This is a genomic window from Pseudomonas sp. N-1-13 (assembly GCF_057787095.1).
Window position 1 is genome coordinate 4,788,685 of sequence record NZ_JBYNRI010000001.1, and the last position, 14,942, is coordinate 4,803,626.

The following is a 14,942-nucleotide window of genomic DNA, read 5'->3' on the forward strand; positions in this document are numbered from 1 at the left end:
CCTCTTCTTAATTCTTCGCGACGGCGGGTTCAGCCGTCGTGGGCGCTACAGGTTCCCGCCAGCCAACAGCCAGGCCGTTGGCGTAGCGCAGATCGATGCGCGCGATGTTCGTAATCTGGTCTTTGAGCGTCTTGTCATAGATGGCAATGAAGCGGCGCATCTTTTCCACCTGGTTGCCGCGCCCGAGCAGCAGCTCGATGCCCGGCCCCGAGCTGCCCGCGCCAGTGGTCAGGAACCAGCTGCCGCGCTCACGCAACTCCAGGCGCGCGATGGAGAAGCCCAGCGGCCGCAACATCTGACTCAACACCTGGTACTGCTGCATTACTTTCTGCTGGGCCCGCTGAGGACCGAACAGTTGTGGCAAATGTTCGTAGTTGGCCAGTTCCCGTGGCGTGAACGCCTGGCCCTGGTTGTTCAACAGCGACTCGTCGCCCCAGCGGGCCACGGGCAGTTGTTCTTCCAGGCGGATCGATACCTGGTCAGGCCATACCCGCCGTACTTCGGCATGGGCGATCCAGGGCATCTGCTCCAGTTCCTTGCGCATGCCCGCCAGGTCGATGGTGAAGAAGCTCGACGCCACGAATGGGGCGATCCGCTGCTGCACGGCTTGCTGACTGATGTAGCTCAGGTCGCCCTGCACATTGATCCGGGCGATCGGCCGATCCGCATAGGGCAGCAACCGCTGAGCCCCTTCGTACGTACCGAACCCCAACGCCACCAACAACACCGGCCAGAACAGACTCTTGAGAAAACCGAAGTTGGCTTTCGGCAGGCGCGCCGACATCGGCTCTTTGGCCACCATTCGGCTGGCACCCCGCGGCACCGGCTTGCGACCGGGTGCGGATGGCTGATGACGAAGCGATGCGCCTTGCATGCTTAACCTCTTAGCTCTTGAGAGCCGACACTGGCGGCCAGGATCGACAGCACCAATTGCTGGAAATCCAGGCCGGCGGCACGGGCCGCCATCGGTACCAGGCTGTGATCGGTCATGCCTGGGGCGGTGTTGACTTCCAGGAACCAGAACTGCCCGTCGGCGTCCTGCATCACGTCCGCCCGGCCCCAACCGGCAATACCCAGCGCCTCACAGGCCTTGGCCGTGAGGTCCATCAGTTGTTTTTCCTTGGCGCTGTCCAGCCCGCATGGAATGCGGTACTGGGTGTCATTGGCCACGTACTTGGCGTCGTAGTCGTAGAACGTGTGCGGCGTGCCCAGGGCAATCGGGGGCAACACCTGGTCACGCAGGGTGGCGATGGTGAACTCGGGACCGGTGATCCACTGCTCGACCAACACTTGCGAATCGTAGGAACTGGCGTCTTTCCATGCCGCGGTCAACTCAGGCAGCGAAGTCACTTTCGCCATGCCGATACTTGAACCTTCATGGGCCGGTTTGACGATCAAAGGGAAGCCCAGTTCCGTGGCCGCCGAAATACAATCGGCCTCGGATGCCAGCACGGCGTGACGGGGCGTGGGAATGCCGAGACTGTGCCAGACCTGCTTGGTGCGCAGTTTGTCCATGGCCAAGGCAGACGCCAGGATGCCGCTGCCGGTGTAGGGAATACCCAGGCATTCGAGCAGGCCCTGCATGCTGCCGTCTTCGCCGCCGCGGCCATGAAGAATGATGAACGCGCGGTCGATTTTTTCGTTCAGCAGGCGCTGCAAAAAGTCGTCGCCTACGTCGATGCCGAACGCGTCGACACCGGCACTTTGCAGGGCTTGCAGCACGGCGTTGCCAGACTTGAGGGACACTTCGCGCTCGGCGCTCTTGCCGCCGAACAGCACGGCGACGCGGCCGAAGGCTTTCGGGTCCAGGGTCGAAACCAGGTTGGCGTAGGCAGCAGTCATTTCAGTTTCCCCTCGCTGGATGCCACGATTGCCCCGGCGAATAACGGACTTTTCAACAGTTTCGGGGCCAGGCCACCGATGTCACCGGCGCCTTGGCACAGCAGGATGTCGCCAGCGCGCAGCAGCGGTTTGACCAGCGGTGCGAGGTCCACGCCGCGCTCGATGTAGATCGGGTCCAACTGACCGCGTTGGCGAATGCTGTGGCACAGCTGACGGCTGTCGGCACCTGGGATCGGCTCCTCGCCGGCCGGATAGACTTCCATCAGCAGCAGCACATTGGCGTCGGCCAAAACCTGGACGAAATCGTCGTACAGGTCGCGGGTACGGCTGTAGCGGTGCGGCTGGTAGACCATCACCAGGCGACGCTCCGGCCAGCCACCGCGCACGGCCTTGATCACCGCCGCGACTTCGGTCGGGTGGTGGCCGTAATCGTCCACCAGCATCACGTTGCCGCCGTCCACCGGCAGTTCGCCGTAGACCTGGAAACGTCGTCCCACGCCCTGGAACCCGGACAGGCCCTGGACAATGGCTTCGTCACTGACACCTTCGTCGGTGGCGATGCAAATGGTGGCCAGGGCATTGAGCACGTTGTGGTTGCCCGGCATGTTCACCGACACATCCAGCGGCTCGCGGTCAGGGCGCAGCACAGTGAAGAACGTCTGCATGCCCTGCTGGCGTACGTTGATGGCGCGCACGTCAGCTTCTTCGCCAAAACCGTAGGTCACGGTCGGGCGCTTGATCAGCGGCAGGATCTCGCGCACCACCGGATCGTCCAGGCACACCACTGCCAAACCGTAGAACGGCAGGTTGTGGAGGAACTCGACGAAGGTTTTCTTCAGTTTGTTGAAGTCACCGTCGTAGGTCGCCATGTGGTCGGCGTCGATGTTGGTGACCACGGCCACCAGCGGCTGCAGGTGCAAGAAGCTCGCATCGCTTTCGTCGGCTTCGGCGATCAGGTAACGGCTGGTGCCCAGCTGGGCATTGGTGCCCGCGGCATTCAGACGACCGCCGATCACGAAAGTCGGGTCCAGGCCACCGGCAGCGAACACCGAGGCGATCAGGCTGGTGGTGGTGGTCTTGCCATGGGTACCGGCAACGGCGATGCCGTGGCGATAACGCATCAGTTCGGCCAGCATCTCGGCACGCGGCACCACGGGAATGCGCCGTTCCAGGGCGGTCGCAACTTCCGGGTTGGAGGTGTTCACGGCGCTGGAGACCACCAGCACATCAGCGTTGGCGGCGTTCTCGGCACGGTGGCCGATGAAAATCTGCGCGCCAAAGGATTCCAGGCGCTCGGTAACCGGCGAGGCTTTCAGGTCGGAACCGGAAACCTCATAGCCCAGGTTCAGCAACACTTCGGCGATCCCGCACATGCCCACGCCGCCGATACCGACGAAATGGATGCGGCGGATACGGCGCATTTCCGGTTGCGGCATGGCTTTGCGATTCTCAACCATGGGCCACCTCCAGGCAGGTATCGACCACTTGAACCGTGGCGTCGGGTTTGGCCAGGCGACGGGCGGCGCGGGCCATGTCTTCGATTGTTTGCGGTTGCATCAAAACCTCTGTCAGGCGCGCGGCAAGATCCGCGGCACCAGTCGTTCTTTGCGGCATCAGGAAGGCAGCGCCTTCACGGGCCAAATAATCGGCGTTGCGGGTCTGGTGGTCGTCGATGGCGTGGGGCAAAGGCACCAGCATCGAGGGCAGACCGGCGGCGGCCAGTTCGCTGATGGTCAACGCGCCTGCGCGGCAGACCACCAGGTCGGCCCAGCCATAGGCTTGGGCCATGTCTTTGATGAAAGGCTGCACTTGCGCCTCGACGCCTGCGGCGCGGTAGCGCTCGGCGGTGACTTCATCGTGGTTTTTGCCGGCCTGGTGAAACACCTCGGGCCGCAGTTCGGGAGCGACCTGCGACAAGGCTTCGGGCAGCAATTTGTTCAACGGCTCCGCCCCCAGGCTTCCGCCCAGGATCAGCAAACGCGCCTTGCGTCCGGCCAGGGCCGGGCGCGGTGTATCGAGGAACAGCTCGGTACGCACCGGGTTACCGGTGGTACGACGGCTGCCCGACAGGGTAAAGGTGTCGGGAAAGGCTTCACAGACTCGAGCGGCCAACGGCACCAGTAACCGATTGGCGGTACCGGCCACGGCGTTCTGCTCGTGAACGATAACCGGCACACCGGCCAGTTTTGCCGCGACACCGCCAGGACCGGTCACATAACCACCAAAGCCCACCACGCATACCGGCCGCAACCGACGAATGATCGCCCGGGCCTGCCAGATCGACTTGAGCAGCATCAGCGGCGCCTTGAGCAGCGACAACTTGCCTTTGCCCCGCAGGCCGCTGGCGCTGATCCGGTGCAGTTCCAGGCCGGCGGCGGGCACCAGCTCGTTTTCGATGCCCCGTGGCGTGCCCAGCCAGTGCACGGTGTAACCGCGCGCCTGGAACTCCCGGGCACAGGCCAGCGCCGGGAACACATGCCCACCGGTTCCGCCGGCCATGATCAGCACGTTAGCGCCCATGAGTCGGCTCCTCGGCGAAGTCGCTCTCCTGGAATTCCATCTCTTCGCTGCCCAGGTGGGTTCGACTCTCCCATTCGATGCGCAACAACAAGCCCAGACAGGCACAGCAAATCACCAGGGAACTGCCGCCGTAACTGAGGAACGGCAGCGTCAGGCCTTTGGTTGGCAACAGGCCGACGTTCACGCCGATGTTGATCAGGAACTGACCGATCCACAGGAACGACAAGCCATACGCCACGTACGCGGCGAAATACTGCTTGGCCCGCTCGGCCCACAAACCGATGTACATGCCGCGCACACAGACAAATACGAACAACCCGACGGTGAGCAGCGAACCGACCACGCCCAGTTCTTCGGCCAATACCGAGAACACGAAGTCGGTATGGGCTTCGGGCAGATAGAACTGCTTCTGCACGCTGTTGCCCAGGCCTACGCCCAGCCATTCGCCGCGACCGAAGGCGATCAGGGCCTGGGTCAATTGATAACCGGAACCGAACTGGTCGGCCCACGGGTCGGTAAACGTGATCAGACGCGCCATCCGGTAAGGTTGCGCCTGCACCAGCACCGTCACCGCGCCGACCGCCAGAGCCACCATCAGGGTGAAGCGAAACAGCCCGACACCGCCGAGGAACAACATCGCCGCTGCGGCCCCCATCATCACCACCGTGGCGCCGAAATCCGGCTCCATCAGCAGCAGGCCGGCCATCGGCAGCAACACAATGAACGGCTTGAAAAAACCCATCCAGCTCTCGCGCACTTCTTTCTGACGACGCACCAGATACCCGGCGAGGTAGATCACCACGAAGACCTTGGCGATTTCCGAAGGCTGTACGTTGAAGAAGCTGAAGCCGATCCAGCGCATCGAGCCGTTGACCTCGCGACCGATGCCCGGCAACAGCACCATCACCAACAGACCAAAGGCACCGAGCAACATCATCCAGCCCAGGCGTTGCCAGGTGGCGATCGGCACCATCATGGTGACAATGCACGCGACCAAACCGATCACCAGGTAAATCAGGTGACGAATCATGTGATAAAGGGTGTTGCCCGATTGCACGGCAGCCACTTCCGACGATGCGGAAGTGATCATCACCAGGCCCAGGCCCAGCAGCGCCAGGCAACCGACAAGCATCGGGAAATCCAGGTCGATGCCGCGCCCGGTGATCAGCGGGGATGGGTATGGCTTGATGATGTTCATCAGGTTCATGCCAAGCCCTCCACGGCCCGGGCGAACAACTGCCCGCGCTCTTCGTAGTTCTTGAACATGTCGAAACTGGCGCAGGCCGGCGACAACAGCACGGCATCGCCCGACTGTGCGAGGGCGCGGCATTGCTGCACCGCTTCGTCCAGCGAAGCGACGCGAACCAGCGGCACGCCGTCGCCGAGGGCCTGGGCGATCAATTCGCGATCACGCCCCATCAGCACCACGGCCCGGCAGTTGGCCGCCACCGGATCGCGCAGGTCCTTGAAGTCGGCACCCTTGCCGTCGCCGCCGGCGATCAGCACGAGCTTGCCTTCGATGTCCGCGCCCAGGCCCTCGATGGCAGCCAGCGCGGCACCCACGTTGGTGGCCTTGGAATCGTTGTACCAGGCCACCCCGTCAAGATCGCGAACCCACTGGCAGCGGTGCTCGAGCCCGGCAAACGTGCGCAGGGCCGACAGCATGGCGTCGAACGGCAGACCGACCGCATGTCCCAGGGCCAGCGCCGCCAGGGCATTGGCCTGGTTGTGGGCACCGCGGATCTTCAGCTCGCGCACCGGCATCAGGTTCTGGAATTCGAAGGCCAGGTATTTCTCGCCATTCTCTTCGCGCAACCCGAAGCCTTTGAAATCCGGCACACCGAGGCCGAAGGACCAGCATGGCATGCCCTCGCCCAGCAACGGACGAGTCAGGGCGTCCTGACGGTTGAACACTACCTGCCGAGCCCCCCGGAAAATCCGGTGCTTGGCCAGGTGATAAGCCGGCAGGCCGCTATAGCGGTCCATGTGGTCTTCGCTGATGTTGAGCACGGTCGCCACTTCGGCGCCCAAGTGGTCGGTGGTTTCAAGCTGGAAGCTCGACAACTCCATCACGTACAGCTCGACGTCATCACTGAGCAGATCCAGCGCCGGGGTTCCCAGGTTGCCACCCACGGCAACCCGCTTACCGGCCGCCGCAGCCATTTCACCCACCAGGGTGGTGACGGTGCTTTTGGCGTTGGAGCCGCTGATGGCGATGATCGGCGCCTTGGCGTGACGGGCGAACAGCTCGATGTCACCGGACAACTTCACGCCACGGGCGGCGGCGGCCTGCAAGGCCGGGGTTGCCAGCGCAAGGCCGGGGCTCACGTAGAGCTCGTCGGCGCGGCACAGGAACTCGACATCCAGCTCGCCACAACGCACGTCCACCTGCGGGTAGTCACGACGCAGCGTGGCCAGCTCAGGTGGATTTTCCCGCGTATCGGCCACGGCAAACGACACGCCCCGGTTCGCCAGGAAGCGAACCAGGGACATGCCGCTCTTGCCGAGGCCGACAACGATGCGGAAGTGGTCAGAAGCGATCAGGGACACTCGTTCTACCTCAGCTTCAGGGTGGCAAGGCCGACCAGGACCAGAATTACGGTGATGATCCAGAAACGGACAATCACACGCGGCTCGGGCCAGCCCTTGAGTTCAAAGTGGTGGTGGATCGGCGCCATGCGAAATACCCGGCGGCCGGTCAATTTAAAGGAAGCAACCTGAATGACGACTGACAGCGTCTCCATCACGAACACACCGCCCATGATGAACAGGACGATTTCCTGGCGAACGATGACGGCGATGGTGCCCAGGGCCGCGCCCAGCGCCAGCGCGCCGACATCGCCCATGAAGACCTGCGCCGGGTAGGTGTTGAACCACAGGAAACCCAGGCCGGCACCGATCAGCGCACCGCAGAACACGATCAGCTCGCCCGCCCCCGGCACATAAGGGATCAGCAGGTATTCAGCGAATTTCACGTTACCCGACAGGTAGCAGAAGATCCCCAGCGCGCCGCCCACCATCACGGTCGGCATGATCGCCAGGCCATCGAGGCCATCAGTCAGGTTGACCGCGTTGCTCGAGCCGACGATCACCAGGTAGGTCAGCACGATGAAGCCTGCGCCCAGCGGGATGCTGTAATCCTTGAGCATCGGCAGAATCAGGGTGGTTTCCACCGGGGAGGCTGCGGTCATATAAAGGAAGATCGCCGCGCCGAGGCCGAATACCGACTGCCAGAAATACTTCCAGCGGCTCGGCAGCCCCCGGGAGTTCTTCTCGATGACCTTGCGGTAGTCGTCGACCCAGCCGATGGCGCCGAACAACAGGGTCACCAGCAATACCACCCACACATACCGGTTCGCCAGGTCGGCCCAGAGCACGGTACTGATGCCAATGGACGACAGGATCAGCGCGCCGCCCATGGTTGGAGTACCGGATTTGGACAGGTGCGATTGCGGGCCGTCGTTGCGGACCGACTGACCGATTTGCAGGTTCTGCAAGGTGCGGATCATCCACGGGCCCAGGAACAGCGACAACGACAACGCGGTCAGCACACCCAGGATCCCGCGCAGGGTCAGGTACTGGAAGACCGCGAAGCCTTTGTGGAACTGTTGCAGGTACTCCGCTAGCAGCAGCAGCATTAATGTTTCTCCATACGGGAACCGCACAGCGCCGCGACGATGTTTTCCATCGCGGCACTGCGTGAGCCCTTGATCAATAAGGTGGTGTTCGGGTCCTGCTCGGCGCTCAGGGCCTGAATCAACTCGGCCTGAGTGCTGAAATGCTGTGCGTGCTCGCCAAACGCGGCCACCGCATGGGCCATCATCGGGCCGACGGCATACAGTGCATCGACCTTGCCGCGCGCGTAGGCGCCGACATCGTGATGCCCCTGTTGCGCCCATTCGCCCAACTCGCCGATATCTCCCAGCACCAGCACGGTACGGCCGGGGAAACCGGCGAGGATATCGACCGCGGCGCACATGGACGTCGGGTTGGCGTTGTAGGTGTCGTCGATCACGCGCATGCCGTTGCTGGCCAATTGCGCAACGGAACGCCCCTTGACCGGTTGCACCGCGTTCAAGCCGGCCACGATGCCCGGCAATGACACGCCCAAAGCATGGGCCGCGGCCGCAGCGGCCAGGGCGTTGGCGACGTTATGGGTGCCAAGCAGGTTCAACTGGACCCGCTCTGCACCGTCGGGGCTGTGCAGGTTGAAGGCCGGGCAGCCGCGAGCATCGCGGTCCAGGTCGCTGGCGTAAAAATTCGCCGCCAGATTGCTCAAGGCAAATGTCAGGACCTTGCGCCCAGCCGCCCGGGTCTTCCAGATTTCGAAGGCCTTGTCGTCAAGATTCAGCACGGCGACGCCATCGGCATCCAGCCCCTCGAGAATCTCGCCCTTGGCCTCAACGATTTTGTCCGGACCACCGAACTCACCGACGTGGGCGGTCCCGGCGTTGTTGATCACGGCCACGTGAGGTTTGGTCATGCCCACGGTGTAGGCGATCTCACCGAGCCGCGAGGCACCGAGCTCAATGACCGCGGCACTGTGTTGCGGTGCCAGCTCCAGCAATGTCAGGGGTACACCCAGGTCATTATTGAGGTTGCCACGGGTCGCCAACACCGGACCGCGGGTACGCAGAATGCTCGCGAGCATTTCCTTGACCGTGGTCTTGCCACTGGAGCCGGTGATGGCCGCGACCGGGTTGCGGTATGCGGCGCGGTTCAATGCACCGAGCTGGCCCAGGGCCTGGCGAGTGTCGTTTACCTGCAATTGCGCCAGCGTGCTGTTGGTCACTTCCCGCTCGACCAGCGCCGCGACCGCACCTTTGGCGGCCACGTCGTTCAGGTAATCGTGGCCGTCAAAACGCGGCCCGGCCAGGGCAACGAACAATTGCCCCGGGGCAATCGCCCGGCTGTCGATGCTCACCCCATCGAAACTGGCGTCAGCCGCGATCAGCCGCGCCTGCAGGACATTCGTCAGCTCGCTGAGCTTCAAAGCCTTAAGCATGGGCCACCTCCCACGCGGTCAGGGCATGATCGGCTTCCACCAAATCGGAAAATGCGTGACGTTCGCCGTTGATTTCCTGATAGTCCTCATGGCCTTTACCGGCCAGGACAATGACGTCGTCCGCCGACGCACCGGCGATCAACTGGGCAATGGCCTGGCCGCGACCGGCCACGAAGGTGACGTTATCCACCGCCGAGAAGCCGGCGCGGATGTCGTCGAAAATCTGCGACGGGTCTTCGGTGCGCGGATTGTCGTCGGTGACCACTACGCCGTCGGCCAAGCGCTCCACCACTTCGGCCATCAGCGCACGCTTGCCACGGTCACGATCACCGCCGCAGCCGAACAGGCACAGCAACTTGCCCTTGGCGTGTGGCCGCAGGGCCATCAGAACTTTGTCCAACGCATCCGGGGTATGGGCGTAATCGACCACCACCAACGGTTGCGTTCCGCCGCCCAGCCGTTGCATACGTCCGGCCGGCCCTTCGAGTTTGGGCAGGACCTTGAGGATTTCATCCAGGGCGTAGTCCAGGCCAAGCAAGGCACCCACGGCGGCCAACACATTGCTCAGGTTGAAACGCCCCAACAAGGTGCTGCGCAGGTGGTGCTCGCCTTGGGGCGTAACCAAGGTCGCGCGCACGCCTTCGTCATCGAATTGCGCCTGGCGTACATAAAGGTAGGCGCTGGCATCTTCCAGGCTGTAGGTGATCAACCGGGACTCGCGCTTATCGGCGGCCAATTGCCGGCCGAACGCGTCGTCAAGGTTGAGGACCCGGCACTTCAAGTCATTCCAGGCAAACAACCTGGCTTTTGCTTCGCCGTAAGCCTGCATGGTGCCGTGGTAATCCAGGTGATCGCGCGACAGGTTGGTCAATACCGCGACGTCGAACGCCAAGGCTGTCACGCGCCCCTGATCCAGGCCATGGGAAGAGACTTCCATCGCCACAGCCTTGGCTCCGGCCTTTTTCAGGTCGGCCAGGGTTGCTTGCACGGCGATCGGGTTCGGCGTGGTGTGCAGGCCACTCTCCAGCGCGCCGTGGAATCCGTTACCCAAGGTCCCGACGATGCCGCAATGCTGACCCAGCAGATCCAGGGCCTGGGCCACCAGTTGGGAAACGCTGGTCTTGCCGTTGGTGCCGGTCACGCCAATCAGGTTCAAGTGACGACTCGGGTCGCCGTAGAAACGCCCGGCAATGTCCGACAACTGGGCCGCCAGGCCCTTGACCGGAATCAGCGGCACATCAGTGATCGGTAGCACGGTCGCACCGTCGACTTCATAAGCCACGGCAGCCGCGCCGCGCTTCAAGGCGTCGGCGATGTGAGCGCGACCGTCGAACCGGGCACCCGGTACGGCCAGGAACAGATCCCCGGCGCGCACATGGCGGCTGTCCAGGGCCAATTCGCGAATCAGCAGATCGTGGCCGGCATGGGCAAAAATCTTGTTCAGGCTCAGGGACATCAGCCACGCCCTCCTTCGGCTTTCAAGGGTACGACCGGCGCGGTATTGGCTTGCTGGGTCGGCGGCAGGTTATCCGGGGTGATATTCATCAGGCGCAGGGTGCCGGACATCACTTTGCTGAACACCGGTGCCGAAACCAGCCCCCCGAAATAACCGGCCTTGCTCGGTTCGTCGATGACCACCACGACGGCGTAGCGCGGGTCGCTCATCGGGCCGAAACCGGCGAACAGCGAACGGTAGGAATTCTCGGCATAGCCCTTGACGCCCGCGGAGGTTTTGCGGGCCGTACCCGACTTGCCGCCCACGTGATAGGCCGGCACCTGGGCGCGGTACACCCCACGCGGCGCTTCGATCACCTGTTGCAGCATGCCTTGCATGGTCTTGGCGACGTCCTCCGGAATGACCTGAGTAGCCTCCGGGGCCTTGTCGGTTTTGATCAATGACAGCGGTGTCATGCGGCCGTTGTTGGCCAGCACCGAAAACGCGTGGGCCAACTGGATCGCGGTCACGGAAACACCGTAGCCGTATGACAACGTGGCCGTTTCGGCCTTGCGCCACTCACGGTAGTTCGGCAGATTGCCGACCCGCTCGCCAGGAAAGCCCAGGCCAGTGCCCTGGCCAAGACCGATTTTCTGGGCAAGACGGTAAATCGTTTCCCCACCGATATCGAAGGCGATCTTGCTCATGCCCACGTTACTGGAGTTGATCAGGATGCCGGTCAGGTCAAGCACCGGACCTTCGGTCTTGGAGACGTCCCGAATGGTGTACTTGCCGATCTGCAAAGTGCCCGGATACACCTCGACCGTATCCCCCGGCTTCCAGCGCCCGGTTTCCAGAGCCGCCGCCATGGAAACGGCTTTCATGGTCGAGCCCGGTTCGAACACGTCGATCATCGCGCGGTTGCGCATCATCGCCGGTTGCAGGTTGCGGCGATTGTTCGGGTTATAGGTGGGCTGGTTGACCATGGCCAGGATCTCGCCGGTCTTCACGTCGAGAATCACCAGGCTGCCGGCCTTGGCACCGTTCTCGACGATGGCATTGCGCAGCTCACGGTTGGCCAGATATTGCAGGCGCAGATCAATGGACAACGCCAAGGGCTTGCCGGCCTTGGCGTTTTTGGTGACCTGGACATCCTTGATCAGCCTGCCACGCCGATCCTTGATGACCTGACGCTTGCCGGGAACCCCGGCGAGCCATTCGTCGTAGGCCAACTCGACCCCTTCTCGCCCCCGGTCGTCGATGTCCGTAAAGCCGACCATGTGGGCGGTCACTTCACCGGCCGGGTAGAAACGCCGGAACTCTTCGATGCCGTAGACGCCCGGCACTTTCAGGTCGAGCACCCTCTGGCCTTGCTCGGGCGTCAACCCGCGCACCAGATAGATGAATTCTTTGCTGGCCTGGGCTTCAAGGCGTTCGGCCAGGGCCTTGGGGTCCTGGCCAAGGGCGACGGCCAGGGCCGGCCACTTTTCCTTGGCCTGCTGCATTTCCTTGGCGTTTGCCCACAGGGTAGTCACCGGGGTGCTCACAGCCAACGGTTCGCCATTGCGGTCGGTGATCAGGCCACGGTGAGCCGGGATCGGGATGTGCCGCATGCTACGGGCATCACCCTGCTCTTTGAGGAAGTCACGGTCGACCACTTGCAGATCGATGATCCGCCAGACGATGGCCGCCACCATGATCCCGAGCAGGCCCAGGACCAGGCGGAAGCGCCACGGAAAGAGTGCCCCTTCGAGCTTCATCATGGCGCCACCATCTGCACTTCGGCAGCCCCGGGAATGCGCATTTTCAGCTGTTCGGTCGCCAGTACTTCGATGCGGCTATGGGCGGTCCAGGTGCTCTGCTCCAGGATCAACCGGCCCCACTCGGCCTGGGCCTTGTCGCGCACGCTCAGTTCGCTGTAAAGGGTGTTGAGCAACTGCCGGTTCCAGTGCGCGCTGTAGGACACGGCGATGGCCGACACGAGCACGCCGATAAACAACAGCAGCATGAAAAAGCTGCCGCCAGGCAGGGGCTTGGCGAAGAGCTTGCTCACCGCAACTTCTCCGCAACACGCATGACGGCGCTACGGGCACGCGGGTTGGCCTTGAGTTCAGCCTCGGAGGCGAACTGCGCCTTGCCATGAATCTTGATTTTCGGCACGAAGGCTTCGAAACGCACCGGCAGGTTGCGCGGCAGGTTATCGGCCTCACCCTTGGTGAGCTTGCGCATGAACAGTTTGACGATACGGTCTTCCAGGGAATGGAAGCTGATCACCACCAGTCGCCCGCCGACCTCAAGTGCTTCAAGTGCCGCCTCAAGGCCGGCCTCCAGATCACCCAGTTCATTATTGACGTGGATGCGCAAACCCTGGAAAGCCCGGGTAGCCGGGTTCTTGCCCTTCTCCCATGCCGGGTTGGCGACTTTCAGCACTTCGGCCAGGTCGCCGGTGCGCTCGAACGGTTTGATATCGCGACGCTCAACCACGGCACGGGCCATGCGACCGGAAAAACGTTCTTCGCCGTATTCCTTGAAAACACGGGCGATTTCTTCCACCGCAGCGGTATTGACGAATTCGGCGGCGCTGATTCCGCGGGACGGATCCATGCGCATGTCCAGCGGGCCATCATTGAGAAAACTGAAGCCGCGCTCAGGGTCGTCCAACTGCGGCGAAGACACGCCCAGGTCAAGCAAGACGCCACTGACTTTGCCAGCCAGGCCACGCTGGGCGACTTCCGATCCCAGCTCCGCAAAGCTGCGCTGCACAACGACAAAGCGGCCGTCTTCGGCCGCTAGCGCTTGCCCGGTGGCAATCGCCTGAGGATCCTTGTCGAACCCCAGCAGCCGACCGTCCGGACCGAGCTTGCTGAGGATCAGCCGGCTATGCCCGCCGCGCCCGAACGTGCCATCCAGATAGCAGCCATCAGGACGTACGGCGAGAGCCTCGACGGCTTCGTCAAGCAGTACGGTGATGTGGTTAAAGCCGCTATCAATAGTCACAGGATCAAATCACGCAGTTCATCAGGCATGGCGCCCGGTTGTTGAATAGCAGCAAGGTCAGCGGCAGAGACCGCATTCCAGGCATCTTCGTCCCACAGTTGGAACTTGTTCAGTTGGCCCACCAGCATCGCGCGCTTGTCCAGCTTGGCGTATTCGCGCAGGCGCGGCGGAACCAGGAAACGACCGCTGCCGTCGAGTTCGAGGTCGACGGCGTTACCGATCAGCAAGCGTTGCAGGCGGCGGTTTTCTTCACGCAGTGAAGGCAGTGCGCGCAGTTTGGTTTCGATGATTTCCCACTCATCAAGAGGGTAAACACACAAACATGGGTCAACGGCGTCGATCGTGACGATTAACTGCCCGGAACTACGCGAAACGAGCTCGTCACGGTACCGGCTCGGCATGGCGAGACGGCCCTTTGCATCGAGACTGATAGCGTTAGCTCCGCGAAACACGTCAGCGTTTCTCCAAAAATTTTGCGTTTTACGCTCAAAAAACCCACTTCATGCCACTTTCCGCCACTTGCGCACACTATAGGAATGCGCCCACCGCACCGTCAAGGCGCGGAGTGAAGGAAAAGCCTTATAGATCGGAGATTTAGGAGCGTATCTGGAGGGGCGATGGGAATCTGACGTAGGATTTTTCGCCACAACTTCAGCGAACACAGGAAGCTGCGCTCAGAAGTTAAAGTGATTTGTTAAGAGTAAGATTTTTTTGGTCTTAGCAATTGCGTCTGCCAGCGATTCTGGCAGGAGGGGAAAAGGTGGAGAGTCGATCTGTAAGCCGGGTTCTGTCTTGAACAGTCATTCGTCTACGATGGCCATCACTGGACATCTTTAGCAACCTACCCGGTCCCAGCGCGGGCCACGCCTTGGGACCCTATTTGGTCTTGCTCCAAGTGGGGTTTACCTAGCCACGAACTGTTGCCAGCCGTGCGGTGCGCTCTTACCGCACCTTTTCACCCTTACCGGCGCCGAAACGCTTAGGCGGTTATTTTCTGTGGCACTTTCCGTAGGCTCACGCCTCCCAGGCATTACCTGGCACTTCGCCCTATGGAGCCCGGACTTTCCTCCCCCCCCTAATTTTCATAGAGGGCAGCGACTGTCCGATCGACTCTCCGCCGCGAAGGTTAACGGCAGAGCGGCC

The 14,942-nt window shown here is 62.3% G+C and carries 13 protein-coding genes and 1 other RNA gene; all 14 read right to left on the minus strand.

The window, feature by feature from the left end:
* Nucleotides 1-7: 7 nt before the first annotated feature.
* A complete protein-coding gene (locus AC3I65_RS21445) occupies nt 8-874 on the minus strand; it encodes a cell division protein FtsQ/DivIB (RefSeq protein ID WP_047228822.1) in 867 nt (288 codons plus the stop codon).
* Between the two features lie 2 nt (nt 875-876).
* Nucleotides 877-1,842 carry a D-alanine--D-alanine ligase gene (locus AC3I65_RS21450; protein WP_488524143.1) on the minus strand — a complete coding sequence of 322 codons (966 nt, stop codon included), beginning with the start codon at nt 1,840-1,842 and terminating at the stop codon, nt 877-879.
* Nucleotides 1,839-3,299, minus strand: coding sequence for a UDP-N-acetylmuramate--L-alanine ligase (murC, locus tag AC3I65_RS21455; protein ID WP_107321912.1), 1,461 nt, complete (start codon nt 3,297-3,299; stop codon nt 1,839-1,841). Before murC ends, AC3I65_RS21450 begins: the two co-directional genes overlap by 4 nt.
* The gene (gene murG / locus AC3I65_RS21460; protein WP_107321911.1) at nt 3,292-4,362 is read right to left on the minus strand and encodes an undecaprenyldiphospho-muramoylpentapeptide beta-N-acetylglucosaminyltransferase; all 1,071 of its coding nucleotides are present in this window, start codon (nt 4,360-4,362) and stop codon (nt 3,292-3,294) included. Before murG ends, murC begins: the two co-directional genes overlap by 8 nt.
* Nucleotides 4,352-5,569 carry a putative lipid II flippase FtsW gene (ftsW, locus tag AC3I65_RS21465; RefSeq protein ID WP_047228818.1) on the minus strand — a complete coding sequence of 406 codons (1,218 nt, stop codon included), beginning with the start codon at nt 5,567-5,569 and terminating at the stop codon, nt 4,352-4,354. Before ftsW ends, murG begins: the two co-directional genes overlap by 11 nt.
* Nucleotides 5,566-6,912 carry a UDP-N-acetylmuramoyl-L-alanine--D-glutamate ligase gene (gene murD, locus AC3I65_RS21470; RefSeq protein ID WP_076383610.1) on the minus strand — a complete coding sequence of 449 codons (1,347 nt, stop codon included), beginning with the start codon at nt 6,910-6,912 and terminating at the stop codon, nt 5,566-5,568. The genes ftsW and murD overlap by 4 nt, the downstream gene beginning before the upstream one ends.
* A gap of 5 nt (nt 6,913-6,917) precedes the next feature.
* On the minus strand, nt 6,918-8,000 hold the full coding sequence (gene mraY, locus AC3I65_RS21475) for a phospho-N-acetylmuramoyl-pentapeptide-transferase (protein ID WP_047228816.1): 1,083 nt from the start codon (nt 7,998-8,000) through the stop codon (nt 6,918-6,920).
* A complete protein-coding gene (locus AC3I65_RS21480) occupies nt 8,000-9,367 on the minus strand; it encodes a UDP-N-acetylmuramoyl-tripeptide--D-alanyl-D-alanine ligase (protein WP_076383609.1) in 1,368 nt (455 codons plus the stop codon). Before AC3I65_RS21480 ends, mraY begins: the two co-directional genes overlap by 1 nt.
* A complete protein-coding gene (locus tag AC3I65_RS21485) occupies nt 9,360-10,823 on the minus strand; it encodes a UDP-N-acetylmuramoyl-L-alanyl-D-glutamate--2,6-diaminopimelate ligase (RefSeq protein WP_107321908.1) in 1,464 nt (487 codons plus the stop codon). The genes AC3I65_RS21480 and AC3I65_RS21485 overlap by 8 nt, the downstream gene beginning before the upstream one ends.
* On the minus strand, nt 10,823-12,562 hold the full coding sequence (locus AC3I65_RS21490; RefSeq protein WP_172833814.1) for a peptidoglycan D,D-transpeptidase FtsI family protein: 1,740 nt from the start codon (nt 12,560-12,562) through the stop codon (nt 10,823-10,825). Before AC3I65_RS21490 ends, AC3I65_RS21485 begins: the two co-directional genes overlap by 1 nt.
* Nucleotides 12,562-12,855 (minus strand): cell division protein FtsL, encoded by a 294-nt coding sequence (ftsL, locus tag AC3I65_RS21495; RefSeq protein ID WP_047228812.1) that lies wholly within the window; start codon nt 12,853-12,855, stop codon nt 12,562-12,564. Before ftsL ends, AC3I65_RS21490 begins: the two co-directional genes overlap by 1 nt.
* The gene (gene rsmH / locus AC3I65_RS21500; protein WP_047228811.1) at nt 12,852-13,799 is read right to left on the minus strand and encodes a 16S rRNA (cytosine(1402)-N(4))-methyltransferase RsmH; all 948 of its coding nucleotides are present in this window, start codon (nt 13,797-13,799) and stop codon (nt 12,852-12,854) included. Before rsmH ends, ftsL begins: the two co-directional genes overlap by 4 nt.
* Nucleotides 13,796-14,251 carry a division/cell wall cluster transcriptional repressor MraZ gene (mraZ, locus tag AC3I65_RS21505; RefSeq protein ID WP_003205355.1) on the minus strand — a complete coding sequence of 152 codons (456 nt, stop codon included), beginning with the start codon at nt 14,249-14,251 and terminating at the stop codon, nt 13,796-13,798. The genes rsmH and mraZ overlap by 4 nt, the downstream gene beginning before the upstream one ends.
* Nucleotides 14,252-14,559: 308 nt before the next feature.
* Nucleotides 14,560-14,913, minus strand: an RNA gene (rnpB, locus tag AC3I65_RS21510) — RNase P RNA component class A.
* Nucleotides 14,914-14,942: the final 29 nt, after the last annotated feature.

What these genes read in the sequence shown, in the direction of transcription:
- AC3I65_RS21480 (WP_076383609.1), bottom strand. Translation starts at nt 9,367, where the DNA reads ATGCTTAAGGCTTTGAAGCTCAGCGAGCTGACGAATGTCCTGCAGGCG.
- AC3I65_RS21485 (WP_107321908.1), bottom strand. Translation starts at nt 10,823, where the DNA reads ATGTCCCTGAGCCTGAACAAGATTTTTGCCCATGCCGGCCACGATCTG.
- AC3I65_RS21490 (WP_172833814.1), bottom strand. Translation starts at nt 12,562, where the DNA reads ATGAAGCTCGAAGGGGCACTCTTTCCGTGGCGCTTCCGCCTGGTCCTG.
- mraY (WP_047228816.1), bottom strand. Translation starts at nt 8,000, where the DNA reads ATGCTGCTGCTGCTAGCGGAGTACCTGCAACAGTTCCACAAAGGCTTC.
- murG (WP_107321911.1), bottom strand. Translation starts at nt 4,362, where the DNA reads ATGGGCGCTAACGTGCTGATCATGGCCGGCGGAACCGGTGGGCATGTG.
- AC3I65_RS21445 (WP_047228822.1), bottom strand. Translation starts at nt 874, where the DNA reads ATGCAAGGCGCATCGCTTCGTCATCAGCCATCCGCACCCGGTCGCAAG.
- murC (WP_107321912.1), bottom strand. Translation starts at nt 3,299, where the DNA reads ATGGTTGAGAATCGCAAAGCCATGCCGCAACCGGAAATGCGCCGTATC.
- ftsW (WP_047228818.1), bottom strand. Translation starts at nt 5,569, where the DNA reads ATGAACCTGATGAACATCATCAAGCCATACCCATCCCCGCTGATCACC.
- AC3I65_RS21450 (WP_488524143.1), bottom strand. Translation starts at nt 1,842, where the DNA reads ATGACTGCTGCCTACGCCAACCTGGTTTCGACCCTGGACCCGAAAGCC.